The 25,262-nt window shown below is 60.9% G+C and carries 28 protein-coding genes and 1 tRNA gene; 15 read left to right on the top strand and 14 right to left on the bottom strand.

Going from position 1 to position 25,262, the window contains the following annotated elements; all coding sequences use genetic code 11:
• Positions 1-3 precede the first annotated feature (3 nt).
• On the bottom strand, positions 4-1,254 hold the full coding sequence (locus tag WNY80_RS18940) for a DUF2254 domain-containing protein (RefSeq protein WP_342888973.1): 1,251 nt from the start codon (positions 1,252-1,254) through the stop codon (positions 4-6).
• A gap of 268 nt (positions 1,255-1,522) precedes the next feature.
• Here WNY80_RS18940 and WNY80_RS18945 point away from each other — a divergent pair, with 268 nt between their 5' ends.
• The 9 genes from WNY80_RS18945 to WNY80_RS18985 all read left to right on the top strand — a co-directional run bounded on the left by WNY80_RS18945 (position 1,523) and on the right by WNY80_RS18985 (position 8,390).
• Entirely contained in the window at positions 1,523-1,720 is a 198-nt protein-coding gene (locus tag WNY80_RS18945) for a CsbD family protein (protein ID WP_342888974.1), read from the top strand.
• Positions 1,721-1,783: 63 nt separating this feature from the next.
• Positions 1,784-2,572, top strand: a complete 789-nt coding sequence (locus tag WNY80_RS18950) for a Crp/Fnr family transcriptional regulator (RefSeq protein WP_342888975.1) — start codon at positions 1,784-1,786, stop codon at positions 2,570-2,572.
• A 202-nt stretch (positions 2,573-2,774) separates the two neighbouring features.
• Entirely contained in the window at positions 2,775-4,424 is a 1,650-nt protein-coding gene (locus WNY80_RS18955; protein ID WP_342888976.1) for a CHASE domain-containing protein, read from the top strand.
• 139 nt (positions 4,425-4,563) lie between these two features.
• Positions 4,564-5,679 (top strand): AI-2E family transporter, encoded by a 1,116-nt coding sequence (locus WNY80_RS18960; RefSeq protein WP_342888977.1) that lies wholly within the window; start codon positions 4,564-4,566, stop codon positions 5,677-5,679.
• 123 nt (positions 5,680-5,802) lie between these two features.
• Positions 5,803-6,708 (top strand): PRC-barrel domain-containing protein, encoded by a 906-nt coding sequence (locus tag WNY80_RS18965; protein WP_342888978.1) that lies wholly within the window; start codon positions 5,803-5,805, stop codon positions 6,706-6,708.
• Between the two features lie 128 nt (positions 6,709-6,836).
• On the top strand, positions 6,837-7,166 hold the full coding sequence (locus WNY80_RS18970; RefSeq protein ID WP_342888979.1) for a DUF883 C-terminal domain-containing protein: 330 nt from the start codon (positions 6,837-6,839) through the stop codon (positions 7,164-7,166).
• 4 nt (positions 7,167-7,170) lie between these two features.
• Positions 7,171-7,584: a hypothetical protein gene (locus WNY80_RS18975; protein WP_342888980.1), complete on the top strand. Its 414-nt coding sequence runs from the start codon at positions 7,171-7,173 to the stop codon at positions 7,582-7,584.
• Between the two features lie 46 nt (positions 7,585-7,630).
• Positions 7,631-7,837 carry a hypothetical protein gene (locus WNY80_RS18980; protein ID WP_342888981.1) on the top strand — a complete coding sequence of 69 codons (207 nt, stop codon included), beginning with the start codon at positions 7,631-7,633 and terminating at the stop codon, positions 7,835-7,837.
• A gap of 37 nt (positions 7,838-7,874) precedes the next feature.
• Positions 7,875-8,390, top strand: a complete 516-nt coding sequence (locus WNY80_RS18985) for a DNA starvation/stationary phase protection protein (RefSeq protein ID WP_342888982.1) — start codon at positions 7,875-7,877, stop codon at positions 8,388-8,390.
• Between the two features lie 102 nt (positions 8,391-8,492).
• On the opposite strand, the gene WNY80_RS18990 is transcribed toward WNY80_RS18985, so the two are convergent.
• Positions 8,493-8,579: transfer RNA gene (locus tag WNY80_RS18990), tRNA-Leu, on the bottom strand.
• Between the two features lie 478 nt (positions 8,580-9,057).
• Between WNY80_RS18990 and lipB the strand changes: the two genes are divergently transcribed.
• The 4 genes from lipB (at position 9,058) to fghA (ending at position 12,653) form a co-directional block, all read left to right on the top strand.
• The gene (lipB, locus tag WNY80_RS18995; protein WP_342888983.1) at positions 9,058-9,783 is read left to right on the top strand and encodes a lipoyl(octanoyl) transferase LipB; all 726 of its coding nucleotides are present in this window, start codon (positions 9,058-9,060) and stop codon (positions 9,781-9,783) included.
• A gap of 405 nt (positions 9,784-10,188) precedes the next feature.
• Positions 10,189-10,572, top strand: coding sequence for a helix-turn-helix domain-containing protein (locus WNY80_RS19000; RefSeq protein WP_342888984.1), 384 nt, complete (start codon positions 10,189-10,191; stop codon positions 10,570-10,572).
• An 81-nt stretch (positions 10,573-10,653) separates the two neighbouring features.
• Positions 10,654-11,763 carry an S-(hydroxymethyl)glutathione dehydrogenase/class III alcohol dehydrogenase gene (locus WNY80_RS19005; RefSeq protein WP_342888985.1) on the top strand — a complete coding sequence of 370 codons (1,110 nt, stop codon included), beginning with the start codon at positions 10,654-10,656 and terminating at the stop codon, positions 11,761-11,763.
• Positions 11,764-11,819: 56 nt separating this feature from the next.
• On the top strand, positions 11,820-12,653 hold the full coding sequence (gene fghA, locus WNY80_RS19010) for an S-formylglutathione hydrolase (protein ID WP_342888986.1): 834 nt from the start codon (positions 11,820-11,822) through the stop codon (positions 12,651-12,653).
• A gap of 9 nt (positions 12,654-12,662) precedes the next feature.
• Here fghA and WNY80_RS19015 read toward each other — a convergent pair whose 3' ends face one another.
• The 10 genes from WNY80_RS19015 to WNY80_RS19060 form a co-directional block, all read right to left on the bottom strand.
• Complete coding sequence (locus WNY80_RS19015; RefSeq protein ID WP_342888987.1) at positions 12,663-13,529, bottom strand: hypothetical protein; 867 nt, start codon at positions 13,527-13,529, stop codon at positions 12,663-12,665.
• Between the two features lie 146 nt (positions 13,530-13,675).
• Positions 13,676-14,119, bottom strand: coding sequence for a DUF1330 domain-containing protein (locus WNY80_RS19020; protein ID WP_342888988.1), 444 nt, complete (start codon positions 14,117-14,119; stop codon positions 13,676-13,678).
• A gap of 123 nt (positions 14,120-14,242) precedes the next feature.
• Entirely contained in the window at positions 14,243-15,037 is a 795-nt protein-coding gene (locus tag WNY80_RS19025) for an ATP12 family protein (RefSeq protein ID WP_342888989.1), read from the bottom strand.
• Between the two features lie 17 nt (positions 15,038-15,054).
• Positions 15,055-15,702: an HAD-IA family hydrolase gene (locus WNY80_RS19030; protein ID WP_342888990.1), complete on the bottom strand. Its 648-nt coding sequence runs from the start codon at positions 15,700-15,702 to the stop codon at positions 15,055-15,057.
• The gene (locus WNY80_RS19035; protein WP_342888991.1) at positions 15,699-16,688 is read right to left on the bottom strand and encodes an RluA family pseudouridine synthase; all 990 of its coding nucleotides are present in this window, start codon (positions 16,686-16,688) and stop codon (positions 15,699-15,701) included. Before WNY80_RS19035 ends, WNY80_RS19030 begins: the two co-directional genes overlap by 4 nt.
• A gap of 25 nt (positions 16,689-16,713) precedes the next feature.
• Positions 16,714-17,088, bottom strand: coding sequence for a fluoride efflux transporter CrcB (crcB, locus tag WNY80_RS19040; protein WP_342888992.1), 375 nt, complete (start codon positions 17,086-17,088; stop codon positions 16,714-16,716).
• An 86-nt stretch (positions 17,089-17,174) separates the two neighbouring features.
• Positions 17,175-17,723, bottom strand: coding sequence for a flavodoxin domain-containing protein (locus WNY80_RS19045; protein WP_342888993.1), 549 nt, complete (start codon positions 17,721-17,723; stop codon positions 17,175-17,177).
• Between the two features lie 93 nt (positions 17,724-17,816).
• The gene (locus WNY80_RS19050; protein ID WP_342888994.1) at positions 17,817-18,857 is read right to left on the bottom strand and encodes a 2-dehydropantoate 2-reductase; all 1,041 of its coding nucleotides are present in this window, start codon (positions 18,855-18,857) and stop codon (positions 17,817-17,819) included.
• 6 nt (positions 18,858-18,863) lie between these two features.
• Complete coding sequence (locus WNY80_RS19055; RefSeq protein ID WP_342888995.1) at positions 18,864-20,177, bottom strand: replication-associated recombination protein A; 1,314 nt, start codon at positions 20,175-20,177, stop codon at positions 18,864-18,866.
• A gap of 4 nt (positions 20,178-20,181) precedes the next feature.
• Positions 20,182-21,717, bottom strand: a complete 1,536-nt coding sequence (locus WNY80_RS19060; RefSeq protein ID WP_342888996.1) for a DegQ family serine endoprotease — start codon at positions 21,715-21,717, stop codon at positions 20,182-20,184.
• A gap of 310 nt (positions 21,718-22,027) precedes the next feature.
• Between WNY80_RS19060 and msrP the strand changes: the two genes are divergently transcribed.
• Both msrP and msrQ read left to right on the top strand, forming a co-directional pair.
• Positions 22,028-22,975, top strand: coding sequence for a protein-methionine-sulfoxide reductase catalytic subunit MsrP (gene msrP / locus WNY80_RS19065; protein WP_342888997.1), 948 nt, complete (start codon positions 22,028-22,030; stop codon positions 22,973-22,975).
• 2 nt (positions 22,976-22,977) lie between these two features.
• Positions 22,978-23,616 carry a protein-methionine-sulfoxide reductase heme-binding subunit MsrQ gene (gene msrQ / locus WNY80_RS19070; protein WP_342888998.1) on the top strand — a complete coding sequence of 213 codons (639 nt, stop codon included), beginning with the start codon at positions 22,978-22,980 and terminating at the stop codon, positions 23,614-23,616.
• Between the two features lie 130 nt (positions 23,617-23,746).
• Here msrQ and rplQ read toward each other — a convergent pair whose 3' ends face one another.
• Positions 23,747-24,175, bottom strand: a complete 429-nt coding sequence (gene rplQ, locus WNY80_RS19075) for a 50S ribosomal protein L17 (protein WP_342888999.1) — start codon at positions 24,173-24,175, stop codon at positions 23,747-23,749.
• 45 nt (positions 24,176-24,220) lie between these two features.
• The gene (locus tag WNY80_RS19080; RefSeq protein ID WP_342889000.1) at positions 24,221-25,231 is read right to left on the bottom strand and encodes a DNA-directed RNA polymerase subunit alpha; all 1,011 of its coding nucleotides are present in this window, start codon (positions 25,229-25,231) and stop codon (positions 24,221-24,223) included.
• Positions 25,232-25,262 lie beyond the last annotated feature (31 nt).

The raw sequence follows: 25,262 nt of genomic DNA on the forward strand, positions 1-25,262 counted from the left end.
GGATCAATCCTCGATCCCGAAATCAAGCCGCTGGCGCAAAAACCCCAAATCGGAGCCGATCGGATCACCGGCGCGCGCCGTCTCCAACAGCGCCTTGCCATGGGCCTTGATCAGCCGTTTGGCTTCGGGTCCAGCGATGGCATGAAGCGAATTGAGAACCTTGCCGAGATGATCAAGCATGAGGATGTTGCCCCTGGCGGCCTGACGCAGCGGATGCAGCGTCATGTTGAACAAGTCCTCCAGTGACAGTCCCGGCACCTTCAGGCGCGCCACTCCGTTTTCGTCACAGCGGACATCGCCCCGCAACCCTTCCGAAACAGGTTTGACCAGGGCTGCGGCTATGCGGTCGGCGCAGGTGACCGCGGTGAAACTGTCGTTGACACCCGGAGACAGGGCGCGCAAGGCGATCTCGAGCAAAATCCGGATGGAAAACCGGATGTCGTCAACCGCACCGCGATAGGGTTGCAGCGAAATCGAGGAAACGACGGTTGCCGCGGCATCCTTGTCGTCTTGATCAAATCCCGCGACCGCCAGTTCCTGTCCTGCCAGGACAAAATCGCCGGGCGCGACCCGGACCGCTATGGACGTATCGTGATGGCGGGCAAGCCGGAGCAGCGCTGCCTCGTCGAGCATCGTCACATATCCAGACTCGCTCGCCCGAATGGTGGTCACGAGAGCATCCTCATCGAAGCTGTCCTGACCGGTTCCTGTTTCGGCAAGAAGCACGTTGACCTGATGCTCGAGCTGCTCGGATATCTTTGCCACTTCGGCGTCGATGGTCACGCTGCGCGAGACCGAATAAACGAAATTGATGACCTGCAACACCGACACCGCTGCCAGGATGAAGGCTACGGCGATCGACATTTCCGGCCTGAGATCCGGGCCGGTCGCCCTGAGCACCGACAGTGAATACAAAAACGTCCCGCCCAGAATGCCGGCGGTGACCTGGTTGACCCGGTCGCGGGAAAACCGCTGCAACAGCCGCGGCGCAATGTTGCCGGCAGCCAGCGTGAACACCACCAGCATGATCGAATAGACCATGCTCAGGGTCGTGATCGCGGCGGTGGCGATGGTCGACAGCAGCGACCTGGCCGTATCGGTGGAAATCGCCAGCCAGAACGGCAACGGATCTCCGACTATATTGAAGCTTGTGTCCAGCCAGACCAGCGGGATGGCCAACAGCCAGATGAAAACAGCGATGGCACCGGGAACGCCCAGCAGGCCGTTTAACGTTACAAGCGACCATATCTTCATCGGGCATCCCTCAAAACAACATAATCAAACGCGCGAGCGCGAAGAAAGTTCCGCGCAGGCCAAGCTTATTTCACGAGTGCACATCCGTGCGTTTTTCCAGGCTCGTTCCGGAAGCACCAACGGCTGACTGATCGTCACGAAATCCGGCTGAATACGAATACGAGGGAACCAATCGGCTGTATCGCCGTTGTCAGGTCAGGCCGGCAACCGGAACCGCAGACTGGAACCGCCGACCGGCCGACAGCTTTGTTTAACAAGGAGAATTGATATGAATTGGGATATCGTTGAAGGCAAGTGGAATGAATACAAAGGCAAGGCGCAGGCCCAGTGGGGCGAGCTGACCAACGACGACCTCGACGTGATCGAAGGCCGCCGCGATGAACTGGCCGGCAAGATCCAGGCCCGTTACGGCAAGACCCGTGACGATGCCGAGCGCGAGATCGACAACTGGCTCGACCGCAGCTGATTACCGTTGACTGCAAAGGCCCGGCAAACTCTATGCCGGGCCTTTCTTCATGAAAGGCTGCCCATGCCATCCAAGAACCAGAGCGCAATCCCCGAGAATGCAAGCCCGCTCGTGCGCAGGCTTGGGCGCTCCGTGTTGCTGACTTCGGAAGAGGTGGATTTTCTCGAAACCATGCAGGTCAACCAGGCCGCTGTCGCCAAGGGCGATGAATTCATCCAGGACGGGGAACCGATCCGCGTGACCTTTCTTGTCCGGCGCGGATGGGTGATCCGGTACAGGATTACACCTGCCGGACGCCGCCTCATCATCGGGGTGTCCCTGCCCGGCGACTTCATCGGGCTTCATGTGAATTTCATTCATTCCTCGATTTTTTCTGCCGCCGCACTCACCAACAGCTCGCTGGCCCTGATCGAGCCGGTACGCCTTCTCGAAATCCACCGGCGCTTTCCGGTGCTTGCTTCAGGGCTCGACTGGATGTCGGTGCGCCACTCCAACATCCTTTCCGAACACAAGGTATCGCTGGGCGCGCGAAACGCTGCGCAGCGAATCCTGCATTTCCTGCTCGAATTGTGGGTCAGGCTGGAACAGGTCGGGCTTGCGAATGACAAGGGCTTCGAGCTCGAACTCACGCAGGAGCAAATTGGCGACTGCATGGGTTTGTCCACGGTTCACGTCAATCGTTCGCTCAGCCGCCTTGGCAAGGACAAGCTGATCAGGATCGACAAGGGAGCCGTGACATTTCCACAGGCCTCCAGATCGATCGGCTTTGCCGACTTCGACGAACGCTTTTTGATGGACTTCGCCCCCCGGCCTGACAGCCATTTCGGCAACAAGGGGATCCCGAGAACCTGACCCCGCAGTTTAACCTGTGTAATAGACGCGAGCCGGCTGACACATTACGGTGTTTCTTTTTGAACACTGCTACCCGGTAGCGCGCAACTTTTACCCAAGCCCCATGGCTTAAGACCTTGAAGCCGGACTGACCCAAACAATATTGCAACAGCCAAGCAGACCGCATTGCGGGATCAGCAGGCCTTTTCGAAAGAGCCAGAATTTGTTCTACCGACTGCAGCCAGTCCTGGTTTTCGTGATTGTCGCCATTGTCGGCATGCTCACGGCCACCGCCTCCTGGTACACGATCGATCAAGCCAACCGGCTGGCCTTTGTCGGCATCGCCGAAGACGCGGTGCAGCGGGTGGGAGACCGTATCGAAAACCACATGCTTCTGATCAAGTCGGTGGAGGCTCATTTCCAGGCCACGGGTCAGGTGCCGAGCGTCGAGGCGTTCAGGGTTTTTGTCAGCCACCTGCAGAAGACCGAACAGTTCAACGGCGTTCAGGGACTTGGCTTTGCCCGCTACGTGCAAGCCGGATCACAATCCGACCTGGCGATTTCTTCCGAGCTGGAGCGGAATTACAACCTGCCGCGCTTGCCATGGCCGGAGACGAACGAAACCTACCGCATCCCCATCGTCATGCTGGAACCGGCAACAGATATCAACCGCCGGGCGCTGGGGTTTGACATGTACGCCGAACCCACCCGCCGTGCGGCCATTCTGGCGGCCCTTAGCGAACAGCGATTGCGCGCTTCGGGAACGGTAGAGCTGGTTCAGGAGAACTCACACGACCCGCAAGCCGGGTTTCTGATGTACACGCCGTTCTTCGGCGCCAACACGGGCCTGCCGCTCGGGTTCATCTATGCCCCGTTCCGCATTCCCAACCTGTTTGACTCGGCGCTCAACCGGCCGCCCATGCTGCCGGTTCACATCACCGCCTGGGATGGCGAGCCGACAGATGCGGGACTGATCTACAAATCGGAGGCAAATCCAAGCCGCCGCATCGACGCAGCGCCGCCTTCGGTGATGTCCGTCGAGGTGGCCGGCCGCACCTGGACCGTCGAAATCCGTGCGTCCGAAGACTACCGCCCGCCGGTGGACCAGACGCGCACCATCATGCTGGCCGTCGCCAGCCTCCTTCTGGCCGCGGCGCTGGCCGCATCTTCGCGCGCCCAGCAGCGCACCATCGAGGTCGGAGAAGCATTGCGGCTGCAATCCGAACGGGCGCTGACCGACCGGGAATTCCTGCTGCAGGAAATGAAGCACCGGATCAAGAACATGATTGCCAGGGTGCTGGCGATGTCGCGGCAGACGGCGCGATCGGCCGACAGCCTGAACGATTTCACGCACTCCTTCAGTGCCCGGCTGCAGGCCATGGCTGCCTCGCAGGACCTGCTGGCGCGCACAGCCTGGCAAAGCGCTGATCTGAAGATGCTGCTGGCGCAGGAACTCAGGCAGCTGTTTGGCGACAATCTCGACAAAAGCAACATCAAGGGTCCGGGCATCGAACTCAACGAGGTTGCGGCGCAGGCGTTTGGCCTGGCTTTTCACGAACTTGCCACCAATGCCCTCAAATATGGCTCGGCTCAGTCCGAAGACGGCAAACTCGACATCTGGTGGCGGATCGAACGCAAGGCGGGAGACCCCGAGACACTGGTGTTTTCGTGGCGGGAGCGCCGCACGACGCCACTGGGCGAGCAGAATTCGAATGCGCTTGCCCAAAAAGGCGGTTTCGGCACGAAACTTCTCGATGCCACCATGCGCGTGGAACTCGGTGGCTCAATCAACATTGTTCCGGACGAATATGGAATCGATGTCACCATCAGGGTGCCGTTCGAGCGGGTAAAGGCCAACCATCAGCAGTCCTGACAGGACGGCTGGCTGACCCCGGCAACGATGACTTATTCCGCAGCCGGACGCGTCCGGATCACCTGAACCAGCGTCATCACATTTGCGTACGGAACGAATGGCGGCGTCCGGCATTGTCCCTGTTTGAGGGGATATCCGGATGAAGCGTCTGTATCGCATGGAACCGCCAGTGGTGCGGATTGCTGCAAAGTCCGGCATGGATGCCGGGCTGCAGTCGTCGGCCCGCATCGCCATCATCATCACCGGGCTGCTCGCGACGCTGGCCGCGCTTGATTTCGGACAGGCATTCCTGGCGCCTGTCTGCCTTGCGGTCGTCACGGGACTGATGGCCTCGCCGGTAGCTTCGGCGCTCGAGCGTTTCATCCCTGCCTCGCTGGCAGCCGCGACCGTCGTCATCCTGTTTCTTGCTCTGATCGGCTCGGCGGTGGCGCTGTTTTCAATGCCGCTGTCGATCTGGACCGAGAGACTGCCCGAGATCTGGCACGAGATGCAGCGGCACCTGCTCGACTGGCGTACGGTGTTTGATACGCTCGGCGGCGTGCAGGAACAGATCCGCACCATCGCCGGCGGCAAGGCACAGATGACGGTCGACATTGCCGATACATCCACGGTCCAGGAAATCGCCACGCTGGCGCCGGCATTGATGGCGCAGATCGTGCTTTTCCTGGCAAGCCTCTATTTCTTTCTGGCCACCCGCCATTCGATCCGCATCAGCGTCCTGTCGCTGTGTTTCAGCCGCCGCTCGCGGCTCAGGACCGCGCGGATGTTCCGCGACGCCGAATGGTTCGTTTCCAGGTACCTGCTGTCGATCACGGTGATCAATGCCGGGCTTGGGGCAGCAACAGCCTGCGCCATGTGGCTGCTTGACGTGCCGCAGCCCTACCTGTGGGGCATGCTGGCCTTCAGCCTGAACTATGTCGTCTATATCGGCCCCGCGGCGATGGCCGTGATCCTGCTTGGCGTTGGCCTGGCGACGTGGGATTCGCCACCGGCGATTTTCCTGCCGATGGGCGCCTATCTTACACTGAACCTGATCGAGGCCCAGTTTGTCACGCCGCAGGTGATCGGGCGCTCGGTCACGCTCAATCCGTTCTTCGTTTTCCTGTCGCTGTCATTCTGGATCTGGATGTGGGGACCGGCCGGCGGCCTGCTTGCGGTGCCGTTCCTTCTCATCGCCTACGCAGTGATCAGAAACGCACTTCCGGTCCAGACCGGCAGTGCGGCGACTGACCAAAAATCCGGCAAAAAAAATTGAAGCCAGCGGGAACAATGGACAGGGGCAAACGTTTATCCCCTGTACACGCCGCCGAGCCGGTCCAGCGCTCTCACACACGGTCCCAGCCCGGCGGGCACCTTTCGATGCAAAGAGGAAATTATCATGTTCAAGATGCTTTTGGCCAGCACCGCGCTCGCAACCATGGTTACCACAACCGCGATGGCGGCAAGTGAAACCACCACCAACACCACTGCCGGCTCCGAAACCGTTGTCATGACGGACAAGGACGCCGCAATGCACATGAACCACAATCTCGCCAGCAAGCTGATCGGCTCGGCTGTCTACGGTTCTGCCTCCGAGGATGCCGACATGATCGGCGACATCAACGATATCGTGATCACGCCGGAAGGCCAGGTCGCTTCCGTGATCGTCGGTGTCGGCGGATTTCTCGGCATTGGCGAAAAGGACGTTTCGGTCAGCTACGACACCATCGAATGGGTCGAGCGTGACGGCGATCGCTGGCTGGTCGCCAACATGACCCGCGAGCAGCTTGAAGCCGCTCCTGCGTTTGACCGCACCACGCTCTATTCGGATGATCGCTCCGCCGAAGCCGATGCAAACGCAACCGGACAGATGCCGGCGGAAGACCAGACTGCCGAGAAGGTCGAGAACGGCACCAGCGCCGTCGACATGGCCGAAGAAAAGACCACCAGCATTGATCGTTCGGCGATGACCCCGGTTATGACCGATGAGCTCAGCGCCGAGAACCTGATCGGCCGCACGGTCTACAGCGCCAATGACGAAAACATTGGTGAAGTCGGCGACGTGCTGCTGACCAGCGACAACAAGGTCGAAGGCTTCGTCCTCGACGTCGGCGGTTTCCTCGGAATGGGTGAAAAGCAGGTTGCGATCTCGCCTGAAAACCTCGACATCCGCGCCGATGCCGATGGCGAACTGACCATCTTCACGCCCTTCACCCAGGAGCAGCTCGAAGCCCAGAATGAATATTCGAAGGAGAGCTGGGAAGCCAAGCGCGACAGCGTGATCCTGGTGGTTCCTGCCGGCTAAGCAGCAACCAATCCAATGCAGACAGAGATGGCCGCCGGAACATTCCGGCGGCCATTTTCTTTGCAATCAGCGGAACTTTCCCGGTGCCGGCACGTTGGTTGGGTGAACATACAAAAGGAGACTTTCCAATGGCTGCTACCAGCAAATCCACCCGTTCGAACAGCAACCCGGTTGTTGACGACATCGCAGAACGCGCCGCCCGCATCCGCGAGGATCTGGCAGCACTCGGCGAAGCGCTTGCCGGTGCCGGCGCAGTCCAGTCGGGCGTTGCCCGTGAAGTGGCCGAAAACAAGATCGACGAGTTGCTCAAGAGCGGCGAGAAGATCGTGGCCGACCTGTCGAGCCAGTACTCGCACGCCGAAAAGCAGGTCAGCACCACGGTTCGCGACAACCCGCTGCAGTCGCTTGGGGTCGCCGTGGCCGCCGGTTTCCTGGCCGCATTCCTGATGCGCCGCTAAGCCGATGTTCGCCGCCCTCCCACTGACCTCGATTGTCTCTGCCGTCGCCGGGGCCAAAGCCCGGCAGTTGCGCCGTGACGCCATCCTGCTGGGTTTCGTATGCCTGATGGTGCTGATGGCCACTGCGGCACTTTTCTCCGCCTTCGCGCTGTTCGTCGCCGAGACTTACGGGCTGATGAACGGCTTGCTTGCGGCGGCAGGGCTCGCGGTCCTGTTGAGCGTCCTGGCCCTGTTGGTCCGTTCCCTGCTTCGCCGCAGGGCCCGGCACCGGATGAGTGTGGCCATGGCAAGCAACGCTTCGGCGCTGGCTGTTTCCTCCGCCTCAAGCGCGATCGCCCGCAACAAGACAACCGCGATCGTCGCCGGCCTGCTGATCGGCGCTGTCGCCGGTGCCATGGTGCGCCCGGAGCGAAACTAGCGTTTCAAAGCCCCAGGCAGAACCACTTGAAGAAGGAACGCCGAAAATGAACCAACCAATCGATCCGATCAGCGTCCGCCAGGCCCGCCAGGGAAAGCCGGTCCTCGTCATCCTGACCATCAGCATGGTGCTCGCCATCATCGCCGGCTGGGTGCTCTGGGGAGCCATCGCCGAAGACACCGGCTCCGGTCTGGCTGAAGCCGCCTCTGTGGCACTGCCGCAAACCATGACCGACACCTTCCAAGCCGCCTGAATCCCCCATCAATGACCAAAGCAGAAAGGAACACACCATGGCCAAATCCGCTATCGCAAGCCTGACACCCGAGGCCTCGAACGACCGGATCAACACCGGGCTCAAGGCCGACTACCGCAGGTCCATGGCGAAACATCTCTCCGAGATCCTCGCCGCAACCTATCGCCTGACGATCAAGAGCCATATCTACCACTGGAACGTGGTCGGCCCGATCTTCAAGCCGATCCATGAACTCACCGAAGAGCACTACAACGAGCTGTTCGGCGCCACCGACATCATCGCCGAACGGATCCGTGCACTGGGTCACCTGGCGCCGATCGACCTGGATATGGCAAAAACCTTCGCGCCGTCCAAATCCGACGTTGACCAGGCATCGGCGCATGACATGGTTGCCGACCTGATCAAGGACCATGAACAGGCCGTTCGCGACATGCGCAAGGCCACCGGCGATGCCGGTGACAATGGCGATTCTGTCACCGAAGACATGCTGACGGCACGCCTGACCTTCCACGAGAAGGCTCTGTGGATGCTTCGCGCGGTTATCGCTGAGTAAGTCTGATTTTCAGATTCGTATCAGGGCAGAGGCCATCCGGCTTCTGCCCTTTTTCATGTCCGGACTGAAGGCACAAAAAAACCCGCCGAAGCGGGTGTTTTATGGTGCGGTCGAGAAGACTCGAACTTCCACGGGTTTAACCCCACAGCGACCTCAACGCTGCGCGTCTACCAATTCCGCCACGACCGCACGTGGTAGAGCCGAAACCTGTCCGGCGCGCTGCATGTAGCAAATGGACATGCACTGCACAAGCGCATTCGTCACAAAAATCACATGCGCCGCGCACAGGCGGAAAATCAGTTATTTCAATGCGAAAAGACCGGTTGCGCCAAGGCATGACGGGATTTTTCACGAACAAACCGCGATCCCGCGCTGCACGGCCGCGGAGTTTTAGCGATGATGCGGTTCGGCTTGCGCCAGATCGGACTGACAATCAGTAACATTCCGGCTGGTTGATTCCCCCGAGCGGGCAGCTGCCATTGCCAGCAGATGGCAGGCGCAACCAGGATCGACTGTCCCACCCCTCTCCGGGACAGGTGGCCCGCTATTCCAGAACGTCGAATATCCGCCACGCTTGGGGCCTCTCCCAGGCCGATACACAGGGATGTCAACACGCCGGAGCGTCAAGCCTGTTTCCTTTGTGTGCGAACGGATCTAGACAGGGGCAATGAACTCTCGCGACACACTTGAGACCCGCTTTTTTCCGCAGACCCAGAGCCCGCCGGTCAGATGGCGGATATCGGAGGGACTGACCCCCTACCCCGAAGCCGTGGACTTCATGGAAGCGGAAGCCGGGCGCATTGCCGCTGGCGAAGCCGATGAGCTGGTCTGGCTTGTCGAGCACCCGCCGCTCTACACCGCCGGGACCAGCGCCAAGCCGGAAGACCTGGTTGCACCCGACCGGTTCGAAGTGCACACCACGGGCCGCGGCGGTGAATACACCTATCACGGGCCGGGTCAGCGGGTGGCCTATGTCATGCTCGACCTGAAACGGAGACGTCCCGATGTGCGGGCTTTCGTCTCGGCGCTTGAAGCTGTCATCATCGGCACGCTCGAAAGCATGAACGTGACCGGCGAGCGGCGCGAGGACCGGGTCGGCGTCTGGGTACGGCGGCCGGACAAGCCGCGGCTTGCGGATGGTTCGATGGCGGAGGACAAGATCGCCGCGATCGGGATCCGCCTGCGCAAGTGGGTGAGCTTTCACGGGCTGGCGATCAACATCGATCCCGAACTCGAGCATTTTTCCGGCATCGTGCCTTGCGGCGTGCGGGCGCATGGCGTGACCAGCCTGGTTGACCTCGGACTCCCAATCCCGATGCACGAGGCCGACATCAGGCTGCGCGATGCATTCGAACATGTTTTCGGACCGACGCGGGATGACCAGAAGGCGTGATCGGGACGCCCGCAGGGGTATCTGCATGGTCTTGCAGAACGCCCTTGCCGCCACTTGTGCGCCCAAAACCGGCATCGCCGCATTGTTGGTTTGTGAACTAATGCGGGCCCGCGCACTGGACGACGTGTGGACAAATGCTGATAATACGGTAGCCGGAACGGAAATTCTCACCCCGATTCGATAGATCCGGCCTTCACTTTGCAGTGAGACAAGACCCAGGGGCGCCGCAAATTGTATTGCAGGCGAAGGGTCACCACATCTGATACGCCGGTGCATGTCGCACGACCGACTGTTCACAGGAACGACATGGTCCATGCATAGGCTTTACACTGGACGGGATTTGCCGACCGCGCGTCAACTCGCGCAATTGTCCGCCCGATCCAAGACACTAAGGGAACTACATCGATGAATGACATGACAGTCGACACCTATGATGACGGCGATACGCTGGGCGGCAGGATAACCCGCGCCCGCGATCTGGCCAGCCTGACGCTGGAGGACGCCGCATCGCATATTGGCGTGACCGATGAAACCCTCGCCGAATGGGAATCGGACCGCTCCGAACCGCGCGCCAACAAGATCATGACACTGGCCGGCGTCCTTGGCGTCTCTCCCGCATGGCTGATCAGCGGTGCCGGCGATGCACCGCAAGCCCCCGGAATGTCCATCGCGGTGGATGAAATGTCGGGTGAAATCAACAGGCTCAGAGAGCTCGCGCTGCAGATTACCGCCAGCGTGGAAATACTGGAAAGCCGTCTTGTTACATTGACACGGGTCGCAAACGACTAGATGCGTGAAAACAGGGTTGAGCCGGCCCCGCCACTCTGGCAGGGTCGGCTCAACTGACAAATCGCTATCCGGGAGAATGGAATGGACGTTCGCGCAGCTGTCGCTTTTGAAGCCGGGAAACCGCTTGAGATCACCACCGTCCAGCTGGACGGTCCGCGTGCGGGCGAGGTGCTGGTCGAGATCAAGGCCACGGGCATCTGCCATACCGACGAGTTCACGCTTTCCGGCGCCGACCCGGAAGGCATATTCCCGGCCATTCTCGGTCATGAAGGCGCCGGCGTGGTCGTTGATGTCGGCCCCGGCGTGACGTCGCTGAAAAAGGGTGACCACGTCATCCCGCTCTACACGCCGGAATGTCGCGAGTGCGAATATTGCCTCAACCCCAAAACCAATCTGTGCCAGTCGATCCGAAGCACCCAGGGCCAGGGCCTGATGCCGGACGGCACATCGCGCTTCTCGGTCAACGGCAAGCCGATATTCCACTATATGGGCACCTCGACATTTGCCAATTTCACCGTTCTGCCCGAGATCGCGCTGGCCAAGATCAACCCTGACGCCCCCTTCGACAAGGTTTGCTACATCGGTTGCGGTGTCACCACAGGCATCGGCGCGGTGATCAATACGGCCAAGGTCGAAATCGGCTCCAAAGCCATCGTCTTCGGCCTCGGCGGCATCGGTCTCAACGTGCTGCAGGGCCTCAGGCTGGCCGGTGCCGACATGATCGTCGGCGTTGACCTCAACCCGGGCAAGGTAGAGATGGCAAAGCGCTTCGGCATGACCCATTTCGTCAACCCGAGCGAAGTTGAAGGCGATCTGGTGCCCTATCTGGTCGATCTGACCAAGGGCGGCGCCGACTACACATTCGACGCCACCGGCAATGTCGGCGTGATGCGCACCGCACTGGAATGCGCGCACAAGGGCTGGGGCGAGAGCATCATCATCGGCGTGGCGCCCGCAGGCGCGGAAATCTCGACCCGTCCGTTCCAGCTGGTCACAGGCCGGTCCTGGCGCGGCACCGCCTTCGGTGGTGCACGCGGGCGCACAGATGTGCCGAAAATCGTCGAGTGGTACATGGAAGGCAAGATCGAGATCGATCCGATGATCACCCATACCATGGGCCTCGAAGGCATCAACGAAGCCTTCGACCTGATGCACCGGGGCGAAAGCATCCGCAGCGTCGTCGTCTACTGAGACGCTGACGCAACTACCGTACCAGCGATCACGCCCCCGAACCGGACGATGAGACAATGAAGATTATTTCGGAAGCCAAGGCTCATGGCGGACGCCAGGGCGTTTACTCGATGGAATCGGAAGCCTGTGGCTGCGACATGACGTTCGCCGTGTTCAGGCCACCCGTGGCCAAGGAGCAGCTGTGTCCGGTGGTCTGGTTTCTCTCCGGGCTGACCTGCACCCACGCCAACGTCATGGACAAGGGCGAGTACCGGCGGATGGCGTCCGAACTCGGGCTGATCATCGTCTGCCCGGATACCAGCCCGCGTGGCGATCACGTTCCCGACGAGCCGGACAACTGGCAATTCGGCAAAGGCGCCGGATTCTACCTCGATGCGACGCAATCGCCCTGGTCGAAGCATTACCGCATGGAGACCCATATCCTCGATGAGCTGTCAGAGCGCATCGCAGGGCATTTCGCCGCCGACATGGGACGACAGGGGATCATGGGGCATTCGATGGGCGGACACGGGGCTCTGACGCTGGCGCTCAAGCATCCCGACAGGTTCAAAAGCTGTTCGGCTTTCGCACCGATCGTCCAGCCGTCAAGTGCTGACTGGTCACGCCCTGCGTTGGAGAAATATCTTGGTGCGGACGAGACTGCCTGGCGGCGTTACGACGCGACGCAACTGATCGAGGACGGCGCGAGGTTTCCGGAATTCCTGGTGGATCAGGGAACCGCGGACGGCTTTCTCGAAACCGGTCTGCGCCCCTGGCTTCTGGAAGAAGCCTGCCGCAAGGCAGATATCGGCCTGACCCTGCGGATGCAGGAAGGCTATGACCATTCCTACAATTTCATCTCGACCTTCATGGACGACCATCTCGCCTGGCACGCCAAGCGGCTGGGCTGATCGCCCGGTTCAACGGCTGTCGGGATCGCTGCAGTCGTTTTCGAGCGTGATGATGCAGGGTTCGTCGTCGGCAGAGGCTGCATCTTCGATCTCACTGACAATGCGAGGCTCCCGGGCCGGAAGCTCGAGGCTGTTGGGCACGTCGACCAGCGCCGGCGAAGCCATGGGAACATCGGGCACTGTGGGCTTGATGCTTGGTTTTGCGTCAAGCAGCGGCTTGGAAAAATCCACCGCAGGGCCGGCATCAGGCTCCACCTCGAGATTGACCGTGGTCGGGGTCACCGTGCCATTCAGCAACGGATCGACAGAGCGCATGGCCTCGTCATCGGCATCGAAGCGGCCGGGATTGCCCGTCGGCCATGCCACATCCCGCTTGAGGCCGCCGACCGGATACGGGGTGTAGCCGGTCAAGCCGAGAAAACTACGGATATCATCTGTCAGCCTGGCAACGAGCATGGTGTCGGCGCGGCCTGAATTGAAATCGGAATATGTCGAGCGCATGGCCTGCGAGCGGAGCAGCTGGCCGGTTCTTGAATCGATCAGGGACAGATCCAGACTGACGGACTCGGACCTGCCACCGAACAGATTGACCGGCGATGGTTCCGCCCGCCGGTCCTGAACCACGATCCTGAGCGATGAGGTCTGGCCGACGTCGGACGTGGCACGGCCAACACTCGCCTCAAGTCTGCTCTGCAGATGGCCGGCGAAGCCGAGATTTTCGACACTGTCAGCCATGACCCGAACTTCGGTGACATTGTACGGCGTGGTCGGTTCGAGAGGCTTTGGCCTGCCCGCACAGGCCGAAAGACCGGCGGCAAGAACGACAAGCAGCATTGTACGCAAGAAACGCAATGGCATTCGATTGACTTGCTGCATGCCAATACTCCGGAAGGGGCAATTCCACTTTCCGAAAAATCGCATTTTATAGTTAGTGTATGGTTAAGAAGCTTCATTTCCTCCTAATTCAGGCCGGTTAAAAATAGCTGTGATTCTGTCGGCGCCATTCCAAATCAGGAGGAATCCTACTGGTTCATCTCGCCGAAATGAGACCCCGGCAGGCCGGGCTGCATGCGGATCAGCCGTGAATCGGCAACGGCGGCCTGACGATGGCGGACGGCCTTGCGGTATTCGGGATCACGCAGCATGGCGACAAAGGCATCCTTGTCCGGATACTCGGCGATAAAGGCAATGTCCCAGGCCTCGTCTTGCGGCCCGATGAGCATCAGTTCCGGTTTTCCGATCCACACCTGCCTGCCGCCGAGACGTTCGAAAACCGGCCCGCTTTCGCGGGAATAGCTTTCATAGGCCTCAGCGCCGGTGGCGACGGTTCCATCCTCGTAGGCAGCCTGTGCGCGAAACCTCACGAGGTTGAACATGTGGATCGGCCCCGGCCTGTCCAGCTCGCGGAACCCGGCGAAAGCCTCCCTGGTCGGGTCAATGAAACCTGTCGAAACATCATCTGCCATCGCGCCATACTTTCCTGTCATCCGGGTTTAGAAACCGAGATGATCAAAGCTTGTTGCGAATGTCCAGAGAGGCAGGAGCGTGTGGCCTGCCCATTGACCAGGCGCGCGCTGTGCCGGCCAGGTTCAGGACCGGTAGGCGGACAGGATCAGATGTGCGGCCTCGAATTCGATCCGCCGTTTGGCGCGACGCTCGGCGGCTTCATGGTCCTCGCCCCACTGGCCGATGTTGTAGTCCTCGTCGACATGGGCCGCCTCCCAGATCTCGGATGGTTCGCCCTGCCCTTCGGCCAGCGCCAATGCCAGGATCAGCGAGCCGGTGAGCGAGGTGATGGCGTGCAGCGCGGTCAGTTGCAGCGGCGTTGCGTAACGGCGCAGCAACACTGCAATGGCGCGGATCGCCTCCGGTGGCTGCTCGACATGGACAACACCTTCCGACAGCACCAGACGGGCACCCATGTTGGCAGCCCAGTCGAGATAGGGATCCCAGAGTTCGCTTTCGCGCGCGACCAGCCCTTCGGGCGCGTCGGCGCGATAACAAACCAGGTCAGTCCCGGCAAAACGCAGGATTTCCTCAAACACCTCGTCCTGCGCCGCCTCCACGCCATCAAGGGCTGTGTTGAGCATACGGGTCAGCGGCATTGTCGCCGGATTGATTTCATCCTTCTGCGCCTGCCATTCGGATGCGATTGCTTCGGCCAGTTCCTTGTGTGGAACGCCAAGCGGCTTGCGCGACGGGGTGCGCACCGGCTTGCCGTCCAGCGCCACGACGAAGCTGCCATCTTCTGCGTCGACCGCGGCAGCTTGCTTGTAGAAGCGTTTCGGCAATGGCCTGTGCAGACCGGCCTGGACTTCGCGCACCGGATCGGACAGCTTTTCGCCTTTTTCTCCGAGATCGAGATCGCTGAGTATATCGCGCATGGAAGCGTCTCCTGTCGTCAGATGAGTGTGGCGATTTCGCAGGCATGATCGACCACGTGATGAGCCCCCGCGGCCCTGAGCGCTTCCACCGGGCCATAACCCCAGGAAACGCCGACAGCCCTGGCGCCGGCGCTGACGGCCATCTGCATATCATACACCGCATCGCCGATAACGGTTGTCCGTTCGGGATCGACACCGGCTTCCGCGCAGCATTCCAGAACCATCGCCGGATGCGGCTTGGACGGGCAATCATCGGCGGTGCGGGTGGCAAAGAACGCCTTTGTCAGGCCATGGTGGGCAAGAATCGCGTCAAGCCCGCGGCGTGACTTGCCGGTGACCACGCCGAGGATCACATCATCGCGCGCGGCAAGCGCCGCAATCAGAGGCAGAAGGCCGTCATAGGCCGGTTCAAGCGCACCGCCGTTTTGGCGGTACAGCATGAAATGTTCCTTGTAGCGCGCAGTCATGGCGGCAATCTCCGGATCCACCGGCCGGTCGAGCATTTGCGCGATCGCGATATCCAGTGTCAGGCCGATGATCGACTTGGTCCGCTCAAACGCAGGCCGCTCCACCCCGAAATCGGTGAAGGTGCGCTCCATACAGGCGTGAATCACCGCCGCGCTGTCGACAATGGTGCCGTCGCAATCAAACAGCGCAAGCTTCATTCCTCGGGCTCCCCGCCGGTCGCCTCGTCAAAACCGAGCAGGTTCCAGCTTTGCACCATGTGCGGCGGCAATGGCGCGGTGACCGAAAGCCGGCCACCATCGGGATGGGGAACGGAGATGTGGCGCGCCAGGAGATGCAGCCGGTTCTGCATGCCGCTGGGGAACTCCCAGTTCTTGTCGAACTCGAAATATTTCGGATCGCCAATGATCGGATGCCCCAGGTGCAGCGCATGCACACGCAGCTGGTGTGTGCGGCCGGTGTAGGGTTCGAACTCGAGCCAGGCGAGGTTTTGCGCCGCCTTGTCGATGACGCGGTAATAGGACACCGCATGATCGGCACCCTGCTCGCCATGCTTGGCCACACGCATCCGGTCGCCATCCTCGGTGGCTTCCTTGATCAGCCAGGTGGAGATCTTGCCTTCCTTGGTGCGCGGTACGCCCTTGACCAGCGCCCAGTAGGTCTTCTTGGTGGTGCGTTCGCGGAACGCGGCAGTCAGCGCCTGTGCCGCGCCCCTGGTTCGGGCCACGACGAGAACGCCGGCGGTGTCACGGTCGAGCCTGTGCACCAGCCGGGGCTTTTCGCCCTTCTTGTTGCGCCAGGCCTCGAGCATCTCGTCGACATTGCGGGTGACGCCGGAACCGCCCTGCACGGCAAGGCCGGCGGGCTTGTTGAACACCAGCACCTTTGCATCTTCATGCAACAGCATCTGGCTGAGCACTTCGTGGTCGTTCTGGCTGCGCATGGTCTTGGCAGTCAGCGGGGCGGTGGATTTCTCGTCGACGTCCATCGGCGGAATCCGCACGGTCTGACCGGGTTGCACCCTTGCGTCGGATTTGACCCGGCCGCCATCGACACGGACCTGCCCAGACCTGAGCAGCTTTTGCAGCTGCCCGAAGCCGAGACCCGGGAAATGCACCTTGAACCAGCGATCGAGCCGCATGCCCGCTTCGTCCGGATCCACCTTTTTGAGCTGTACGCCCGCCATATCGATTATCTCTTTGATCTGCGCATCAGAGCTGGCGCGCCAGCCAGAGCCCGCCAAACAACGCCAGAATGGAAACTGTGACGCTGGCAATCACATAGGCGGCAGCCGCCGTCAACGCGCCACGCTCGTAAAGCGTCACCGCATCGAGCGAAAATGCCGAGAATGTGGTAAATCCACCCAAAAATCCGGTTGCCAGCAACAATCTCAGGTCCGCGTCGCCCGACGAGCGGCGCGCAAGCCAGGCAATCAGCAGCCCCATGGCGAGCGATCCCGCGATGTTAACCAGCAACGTGCCCCAAGGGAAACCCGCGCCGGCCGCACGCGTGACCGCCATCGCGGAAAGATGACGTGATACGGCACCAAGACCGCCACCGATAAAAACCAGCACAAGAGCATTCATCCCCGGTGCTTAGCGGAAAACGGCACAGCGATAAAGCCGTTGCGCACGCCGGCCTGAACTTATCTTAGCGGCCGGGCCGGTAAAAATCAGGCCTTGGCTGCGAGCGCAACATCGTCGGCGAATTCCTGCACGAAGGCATCAAGCGCTTCCCAGTCGGTGAATTCGTGATCCTGGCTTGTATCGACCGGACCGCCTTCCTTTTGCGCGATCTGGCGCATCAGCGCGCGCTTGAAGAAATCATATTCGAGATATTTGAGCGCGCCGGCAGCGTGATGGACCTTGGGGAAATGAAATCCGGTCTTCTTCTCGAGCTTTGCCGGATAGGCTTCCGCCTCGGCATGGTCTTCGGCGTTGTCGCTGTGAATGCCGAGCGAAACAGAAATCAGTGCGGCGGGCACCTCTGCAAGTGCAGACTTCCAGTCGGTGACGAACTGGGCCACCGGCGACGGGTAGCGCCCGACATGAATGGGCGCGCAGATCAGCACCCCGTCAAAGCGGCCCGGAACAGCGAAACCGGGTTCGCGAATATCACCAAGAACCACGCCCTGCCCCGCTTCCTCAAGCTTTGCAGCAGCGCGTTCGGCAATCTTGCGGGTGTGCCCCTCAATGGTGGCGTAAAGAACCAGAACCGTCATGAGCGTGTCCTCCTGAAGTGTTGGAGGTCACAATGCCGCGCTCCGGCGTCGCAGGCATTGATGCAAGTCAATAGGTTCAGGATTGCGACGATATCAGCGTTCAGTTTCTGCTTTCCGCGCCAATTCCAGCAGTTCGCTGCCCGGCATCTCCTGCGAGGTATTGGCGGCGAAAGCTTCGCCCACCAGCCGGCAGATGAGGTCGTTGACCGGCGCCGTGCAGCCATGGGCTTCGGCGAGCGAGCTGACGGCGCCATTGAGAAAGCGGGTTTCGGGCTCCCTGCCCGCCTTGAGATCGTCCCAGGACGAGGACCGTGCCGTCTCGTCCATCTTCAATTGCTGACGGGCGACAATCCGGAACAGCCAGGTCGGCAAACGCAAGGCCTTCGGGATCAGGCGCGGGTTGGTGCGGGTGGCGCCAATGACCCGGATACCGGCGGCATCAAGGGCTGCAAGAAGCTCATCCATCGCCATGGCCAGCACCTTGCGGTAACCGGGGTCCTGAAACTGCAGGCGCAACGGCAGGCCGCTGATCACATTGAGGCCGTTGTTGAGGTTAAGCAGAAGCTTGCCCCATTGCATGGCGTCGAGGTTGTCATGGACCCGGAGCGTCAGACGGGAGCCGGATGCAAGGGCGGCGAGCCCGGATGAGGCTTTCGAAGGGCCGATCAGAACCGGGCCTTCCATCGAACAATGCACGGCATTGGGCGACAGGCGGACAACGTTGAAGGGGACGGTGCCCGCCACAACCCGGTGCGGCGACAGCAGCCTTTTGAGCATTTCAACATTGCCGACGCCGTTCTGCAGGCTGATGACGGTGGCGCCATCTTTCAGCACCCTGGCAAGTTCAATCGCCGCGGTCTCGGTATCGCCGGACTTGGTGCAAAACAGCACCACGTCGCAGGTGCCAAGCCGCTCCACGCCGCCAACCTTGTACCGGTCCGGTTTCAAGACGGCATTGAAGCCGTCGTAGCGGGTCAGGGACAGGCCGCGCGAAACCGACTCCAGCGTGCGTCCGCGCGCGGCAAAGACCACCCGTGCCCCGGCTTCTGCCAGCATGCCGCCGACATAGAGCCCGATGGCGCCGGCGCCCATGATGCCGATTTCGGGACCGATTTGAGCCGTCACACCACCCATTGTGCCCTACCCTTTGCCTGCGCGTTCTTTTCTGAGCCTGTTCCAGAAATCCAGCCGCTTGCGGATATCACGTTCAAAACCGCGTTCAGGTGGATCGTAGAATGTCTTTCGCCCCATGGCTTCGGGGAAGTAATCCTGCCCGGAAAAAGCGTCGGGCTCATCATGATCGTAGCGGTAGCCCTCGTTGTAGCCTTCCGCCTTCATCAGCTTGGTCGGCGCATTGAGGATGTGCTTGGGCGGCAACAGCGAGCCGCCCTCCTTGGCCGCACGCATGGCCGCCTTGTAGGCAACATAGACCGAATTGGATTTGGGTGCCGTGGCCAGGTAGACGCAGGCCTGAGCCAACGCCAGCTCTCCCTCGGGGGAGCCGAGAAAGTCATAGGCATCCTTGGCGGCATTGGCGATGACCAGCGCCTGCGGATCAGCCATGGCGATTTCCTCCGATGCCATGCGGACCAGCCTCCGGCACAAAAACAGCGGATCCTCGCCGGCATCGAGCATCCGGCAGAGATAATAGAGCGCCGCGTCAGGATCGGACCCGCGTATGGATTTATGCAGCGCGGAAATCAGATTGTAATGCCCGTCCTGGCCCTTGTCGTAGACCGGCGCTCGGCGCTGGACGACCTTCACCAGAGCCTGGGTGTCGAAGACTTCGTCCTCGCGGGCGGCGCGCCATACCTCTTCGGCAAGCGTCAGCACCGCACGGCCATCGCCGTCGGCCATGCCGAGCAAGCTCAGCCGGGCTTCGGGCTCCAGCGGCAGCGGCTTGCCGGTCTCTTCCTCTGCACGCACCAGCAGGCTTTCAAGACTGTCCTGATCATGGGATTTGAAGGTCAGTACCCGGGCGCGCGACAACAGCGCGGCATTGAGCTCAAACGAGGGATTTTCCGTGGTCGCGCCAACCAGAACGATGGTGCCATCCTCCATCACCGGCAGGAAACTGTCCTGCTGGGCGCGGTTGAAGCGGTGGATTTCGTCGACGAACAACAGGGTCTGCCGCCCGCCCATGCGGCGGGCACGGGCGGATTCGAACACCTTCTTGAGATCGGCGACGCCGGAGAAGATTGCCGAGATCTGATCAAACGCCAGATCCGTTTCGCCAGCCAGCAGCCGGGCAACGGTGGTCTTGCCGGTTCCCGGAGGTCCCCAGAAGATCATCGAGCCGAGGCTGCCCGAGGCAATCATCCTGGTGATCACCCCGTCCTCGCCGGTCAGGTGCGGCTGCCCGGTGACTTCGGCCAGGGTCGCCGGCCGCAACCGGTCGGCAAGCGGACGGTTGCCGCTTGGCACGGCTCCGGGCGTGGCGAACAGATCACTCATCGGCTCACCGTATGATCTGGCGAATGCGCTGACCGCCGCGCACGATCTCGAACCGCCAGTAACTGGCACCTTCGGAGACCACCTGTTCGAGGATGTCGACATTGGCGATTTCGACACCGTTGACCACGGAAATAACATCGCCGGGGCGGAAGCCGTAACGCCCGGCCAGCGACCGTGCCGGAACCTCAGTCACGACGACGCCGCGCAATGATGATGGCAGCCGCAACTTGGTGCGGATGCGCGGCGTGATGTTGGAAACAACGGCGCCTGAAAACGGGTTCTGGCCTTTGAGTTCGCGGCGGTCACGCGGATCATCTTCAGGCGGTGCCTGGAGAGTGATCTCGAGCGTCTTGCGTCCGTTGCGGCTAAGCACATCAAGTTCCACCGTGGTGCCGACTCGGGTAGTGGCGAGGCGGTAACCCAGGGCGTCGGGATGCTCGATCATGCGGCCATTGAATCCCAGAACGATGTCGCCGATGCGCAGGCCTGCCTTGTCGGCGGGGCCACCCTCCGTGATATTGGCCACCAATGCGCCGGTGGCGCGGTCGAGGCCCAGAGCCTCGGCAATGTCAGCCGTCACCGGATCAAACGACGCGCCGATATAGGGGGGCTCAAACACCTCTCCACCGGCTTCGGCGGTTTCGGCAACAGCGCGGACCAGATTGGCCGGAATGGCAAAGCCGATGCCATTGGAGCCGCCGGACCGCGTGAAGATGGCCGAATTGATGCCGATCAGACGGCCGCTCATGTCAATCAGGGCGCCGCCGGAATTGCCCGGGTTGATGGCGGCATCGGTCTGGATGAAGGAGCCGAAATCCGACACGCCGACGCTGTTGCGGGCAAGAGCCGAAACGATGCCGCTGGTCACCGTCTGGCCGACACCGAACGGATTGCCGATTGCAAGCACGATGTCGCCCACTTCGGTGGTATCGGTATCGCCGAACTCGACAATCGGGAACGGCCCCTCGCCTTCGATCTGCAGGATCGCAAGATCGAAGCGCTCATCCTTGAGCAGAACCTTGCACTGAAACTCCCGGCCATCAGCCAGCGCCACCCGGACATCGTCCGCACCTGCAATGACGTGATTGTTGGTGACCACGATGCCGTTGCGCTGGATGATCACGCCCGAGCCAAGCGAGGATTGCTTCTCGGTGCGGTTGGGCATGCGCTGGCCGAAAAACTGCTCGAAAAACGGATCTCCGGCAAAAGGAGACAGGCTGCGCTGCACCAACCGGTCGGCATAGACATTGACGACAGCCGGTGCGGTCGCCTTCACCAGCGGCGAGAAGGACTGCATCATGTCGGCGCGCGACCGCGGCGGCGCGCGCAGCAGTTCGCCCAGCGGCACCTGGCCGGATTTCTGCGCCGTCTGGTCGTCGTCCTCTCCTATGACGCCGCGGAAGATCTTTCCGATGCTGTCGGTCAAGGAGTCTTCCACCTTGGTCTGGGCCGTCGCCGGAACCAGCGCGGGCAGTGTCAGGACACAAATGGCCAAAAGAACGAACGGAACGACGCGCAAGCGCGAGCGATTTGGAATCATGACGAAAATCCTCAGTGATTTGGGCCACTATGGCCTGACTGGGGCCCCAAAGTCATCATCAGTTTGACAGCTTCATGGCAGCGCGGCTGATCATTGAAATCCGACCCGGCTCCAGGACAGGCGTTGCCCGTCTCAATGCAGACCACGAGAGCAACGCACAGTCATCAGGACGGATCAAATCCGCCGATCACCGGCTCTACACGAAAATGTGGTTGGCCGGGCGCTTTGCGCCAGCCGACATTGGTATATTCTTGGCACCAGGCATTTCGCGCGGTCCATCCGGTCAGCGTAAATCTGGAGCTTTACCGTCATGCGCCCATATCGTCCCCTCGCCATTCCCGGATCCGAGATCACTCCCGAGGCCAGCTATTTCCAGCGGCGCGATATCCTGCGCATGGCGGCGGCGGGCGGGCTTGCCCTTGCGGCGCCATCGCTGGCCTTCGGCACCGAAAAGCTTGACGCCAAACCCGGTGGCTATGATCCCAAGGAAGAACTTACGCCGGAAGCGGATGTCACCAGTTTCAACAATTTCTACGAATTCGGCACCGGCAAGGCCGATCCGGCGGCAAAATCGGGAAATTTCACCCCGCGCCCCTGGACGGTCATGGTCGACGGCATGGTCGGCAAGCCGGCCGAGTTCGATCTCGATGCGCTGATGGCGCTGGGGCTCGAGGAACGAATCTACCGGATGCGCTGCGTGGAAGCCTGGTCGATGGTCATCCCCTGGATCGGGTTCCCACTGGCGTCCCTGCTCGACAAGGTCGAACCGCTCGGCAGCGCCAAGTACGTGGCATTCGAAACCGTGGTGCGGCCAGAGGAAATGCCCGGTCAGAGCGGTGTGTTTCAACCGCTGAACTGGCCCTATGTCGAAGGCTTGCGGCTTGACGAGGCGCGGCATCCCCTGACCATCCTGTCGATGGGACTCTACGGCAAGACGCTGCCCAACCAGAATGGCGCGCCTGTCCGGCTGGTGGTGCCATGGAAATACGGCTTCAAGGGCATCAAGTCGATTGTCCGTATTACCCTGACGGAAGAACAGCCGGCATCGACCTGGAACCGGCTGGCGCCGGGCGAGTACGGCTTTTATGCCAATGTGAACCCCGCGGTCGACCATCCGCGCTGGAGCCAGGCAACGGAAAACCGTATCGGCGGCGGCGGCTTCTTCGGCTCCAACGATCGGCCGACATTGCCATTCAACGGATATGGCGACGAGGTAGCCAGTCTTTACGACGGCATGGACCTGAAAGCGAATTTCTGAACTTGGCGCTTCCCGCTTTGCCAAAACGCTATCATGCAGCTTCGATCTGGGCGCTTTACGGGATCGTCCTCGTGCCTGCCGGCTGGACATTCTATCTCGGCGCAACCGGCCAACTGGTCGGCAACCCGGTCAAGATCTTCGAGCACCTGCTCGGCGAATGGGCCCTGCGATTGCTGATCCTGACGCTGATGATCTCGCCCATCCGCGATCTCTTTGGCGTCAACTGGGTGCGCTATCGCCGGGCGCTCGGCCTCCTGGCCTTCTGGTATGTGGCGATGCATTTCCTCGCCTACATGATCCTCGACAAGCGACTGGCTTTCGACGTTATCGTCGAGGACATCTTCAAGCGCTGGTTCATCACCATCGGCATGGCCGCTTTCGTCGCCCTGATCCCGCTGGCGCTGACATCCAACCGTTTTTCGATCCGAAAGCTTGGTGCGCGGTGGGGCAAGCTGCACCGGCTGATCTATCCGGTCGCCGCAGCGGGTGCGCTGCATTACTGCCTGTCGGTGAAGGTGATCGGACCGGAGCAGCTGGTCTATGCCGGACTGGTGACGGTTCTGCTCGTCTGGCGGCTGGTGCGGCCCCGCTACATGAGCTGGAAGCGTGGCAAGCGCCAACTACGCGGCAGACCGGCCTGATATGGCCCGCAAAGCAGCCAGACTGGCGTGTCAACGCGCCGTATCTGCTCGCATCGCCATGTCCATACAGAAAAGGCCGGGCGCATGAAGCACCCGGCCATTCAATTTTCGTCTTGCCTGAAGCGGTCGCTTACGCGGCTTCTTCTTCGTTCACAGCTTCCAGAGCCGCGCGAGCGCGGTCCTTGGCGCCCTTGGCGTCGACATCGCGATCAACGAATTCGACAACGGCCATCGGCGCGTTGTCGCCGGTGCGGTAACCGGCCTTCATGATGCGGATGTAGCCGCCGTTACGGGTTGCGTAACGGGTAGCGATGGCATCGAACAGCTTGCGCACGGCTTCATTGTCGCGGATCTGCGAGATCGCCTGACGGCGGGCATGCAGATCGCCGCGCTTTCCGAGCGTGACGAGCTTTTCAACGATCGGACGGATTTCCTTGGCCTTCGGCAAGGTGGTCACGATCTGCTCATGTTCGATGAGCGAAGCCGCCATGTTGGCGAACATCGCCTTGCGGTGGCTTGAGGTACGGTTCAGCTTGCGACCTGAATTTCCATGGCGCATGGCTTGTCTCCTTCACATGCAGGCGCACACCTGCCGTTTGACGGTTTAATACTGGTCTTCGTAACGCTTGGCGAGATCTTCGATGTTTTCCGGCGGCCAGGACGGAACTTCCATACCCAGATGCAGGCCCATGGAAGCCAAGACTTCCTTGATCTCGTTGAGTGACTTGCGGCCAAAGTTCGGAGTCCGGAGCATTTCGGCTTCGGTCTTCTGGATCAGGTCGCCGATATAGACGATGTTGTCGTTCTTCAGGCAGTTTGCCGAACGCACCGACAGTTCCAGCTCGTCGACCTTCTTGAGAAGCGACGGGTTGAAAGCCAGTTCGGCGACGGTTTCCTCGTGAACTTCCTTCTGCGGCTCGTCGAAGTTGACGAACACACCGAGCTGGTCCTGAAGAATACGGGCTGCATAGGCAACGGCATCTTCGCCGCTGACAGAACCATCAGTTTCGATGTTCAGCGTCAGCTTGTCGTAGTCAAGAACCTGACCTTCACGGGTGTTTTCCACCTTGTAGGAGCACTTCTTGACCGGCGAATAGAGGCTGTCGACCGGGATAAGGCCGATCGGGGCATCTTCTGCGCGGTTGCGGTCAGCAGGCACATAGCCCTTGCCGTTGTTGACGGTGAATTCCATGCGGATTTCAGCGCCCTCATCAAGCGTGCAAAGAACATGCTCGGGATTAAGGATCTCGATGTCGCCGACCGTCTGGATGTCGCCGGCCTTGACGACGCCTGGACCCTGCTTGCGGACGACCATGCGCTTGGCTTCGTCGCCTTCCATGCGGATGGCGATTTCCTTGATGTTCAGGATGATGTCGGTGACATCTTCGCGAACGCCAGGGATCGAGGAGAATTCATGCAGAACGCCGTCGATCTGCACTGCAGTGACGGCAGCGCCGCGCAGCGAAGACAGAAGCACGCGACGCAGGGCATTGCCCAGGGTCAGGCCAAAGCCGCGCTCAAGCGGCTCGGCGACAACGCTGGCCTTTGTCCGGCTCACGGTGTTGAACTCGACCTTGCTAGGCTTGATCAATTCCTGCCAGTTTTTCTGAATCATGTCTGGTACCTTCCTGTTGCCGCACCATCCA

Source organism: Hoeflea sp. AS16, from assembly GCF_038900095.1.
Classification (GTDB): domain Bacteria; phylum Pseudomonadota; class Alphaproteobacteria; order Rhizobiales; family Rhizobiaceae; genus Hoeflea.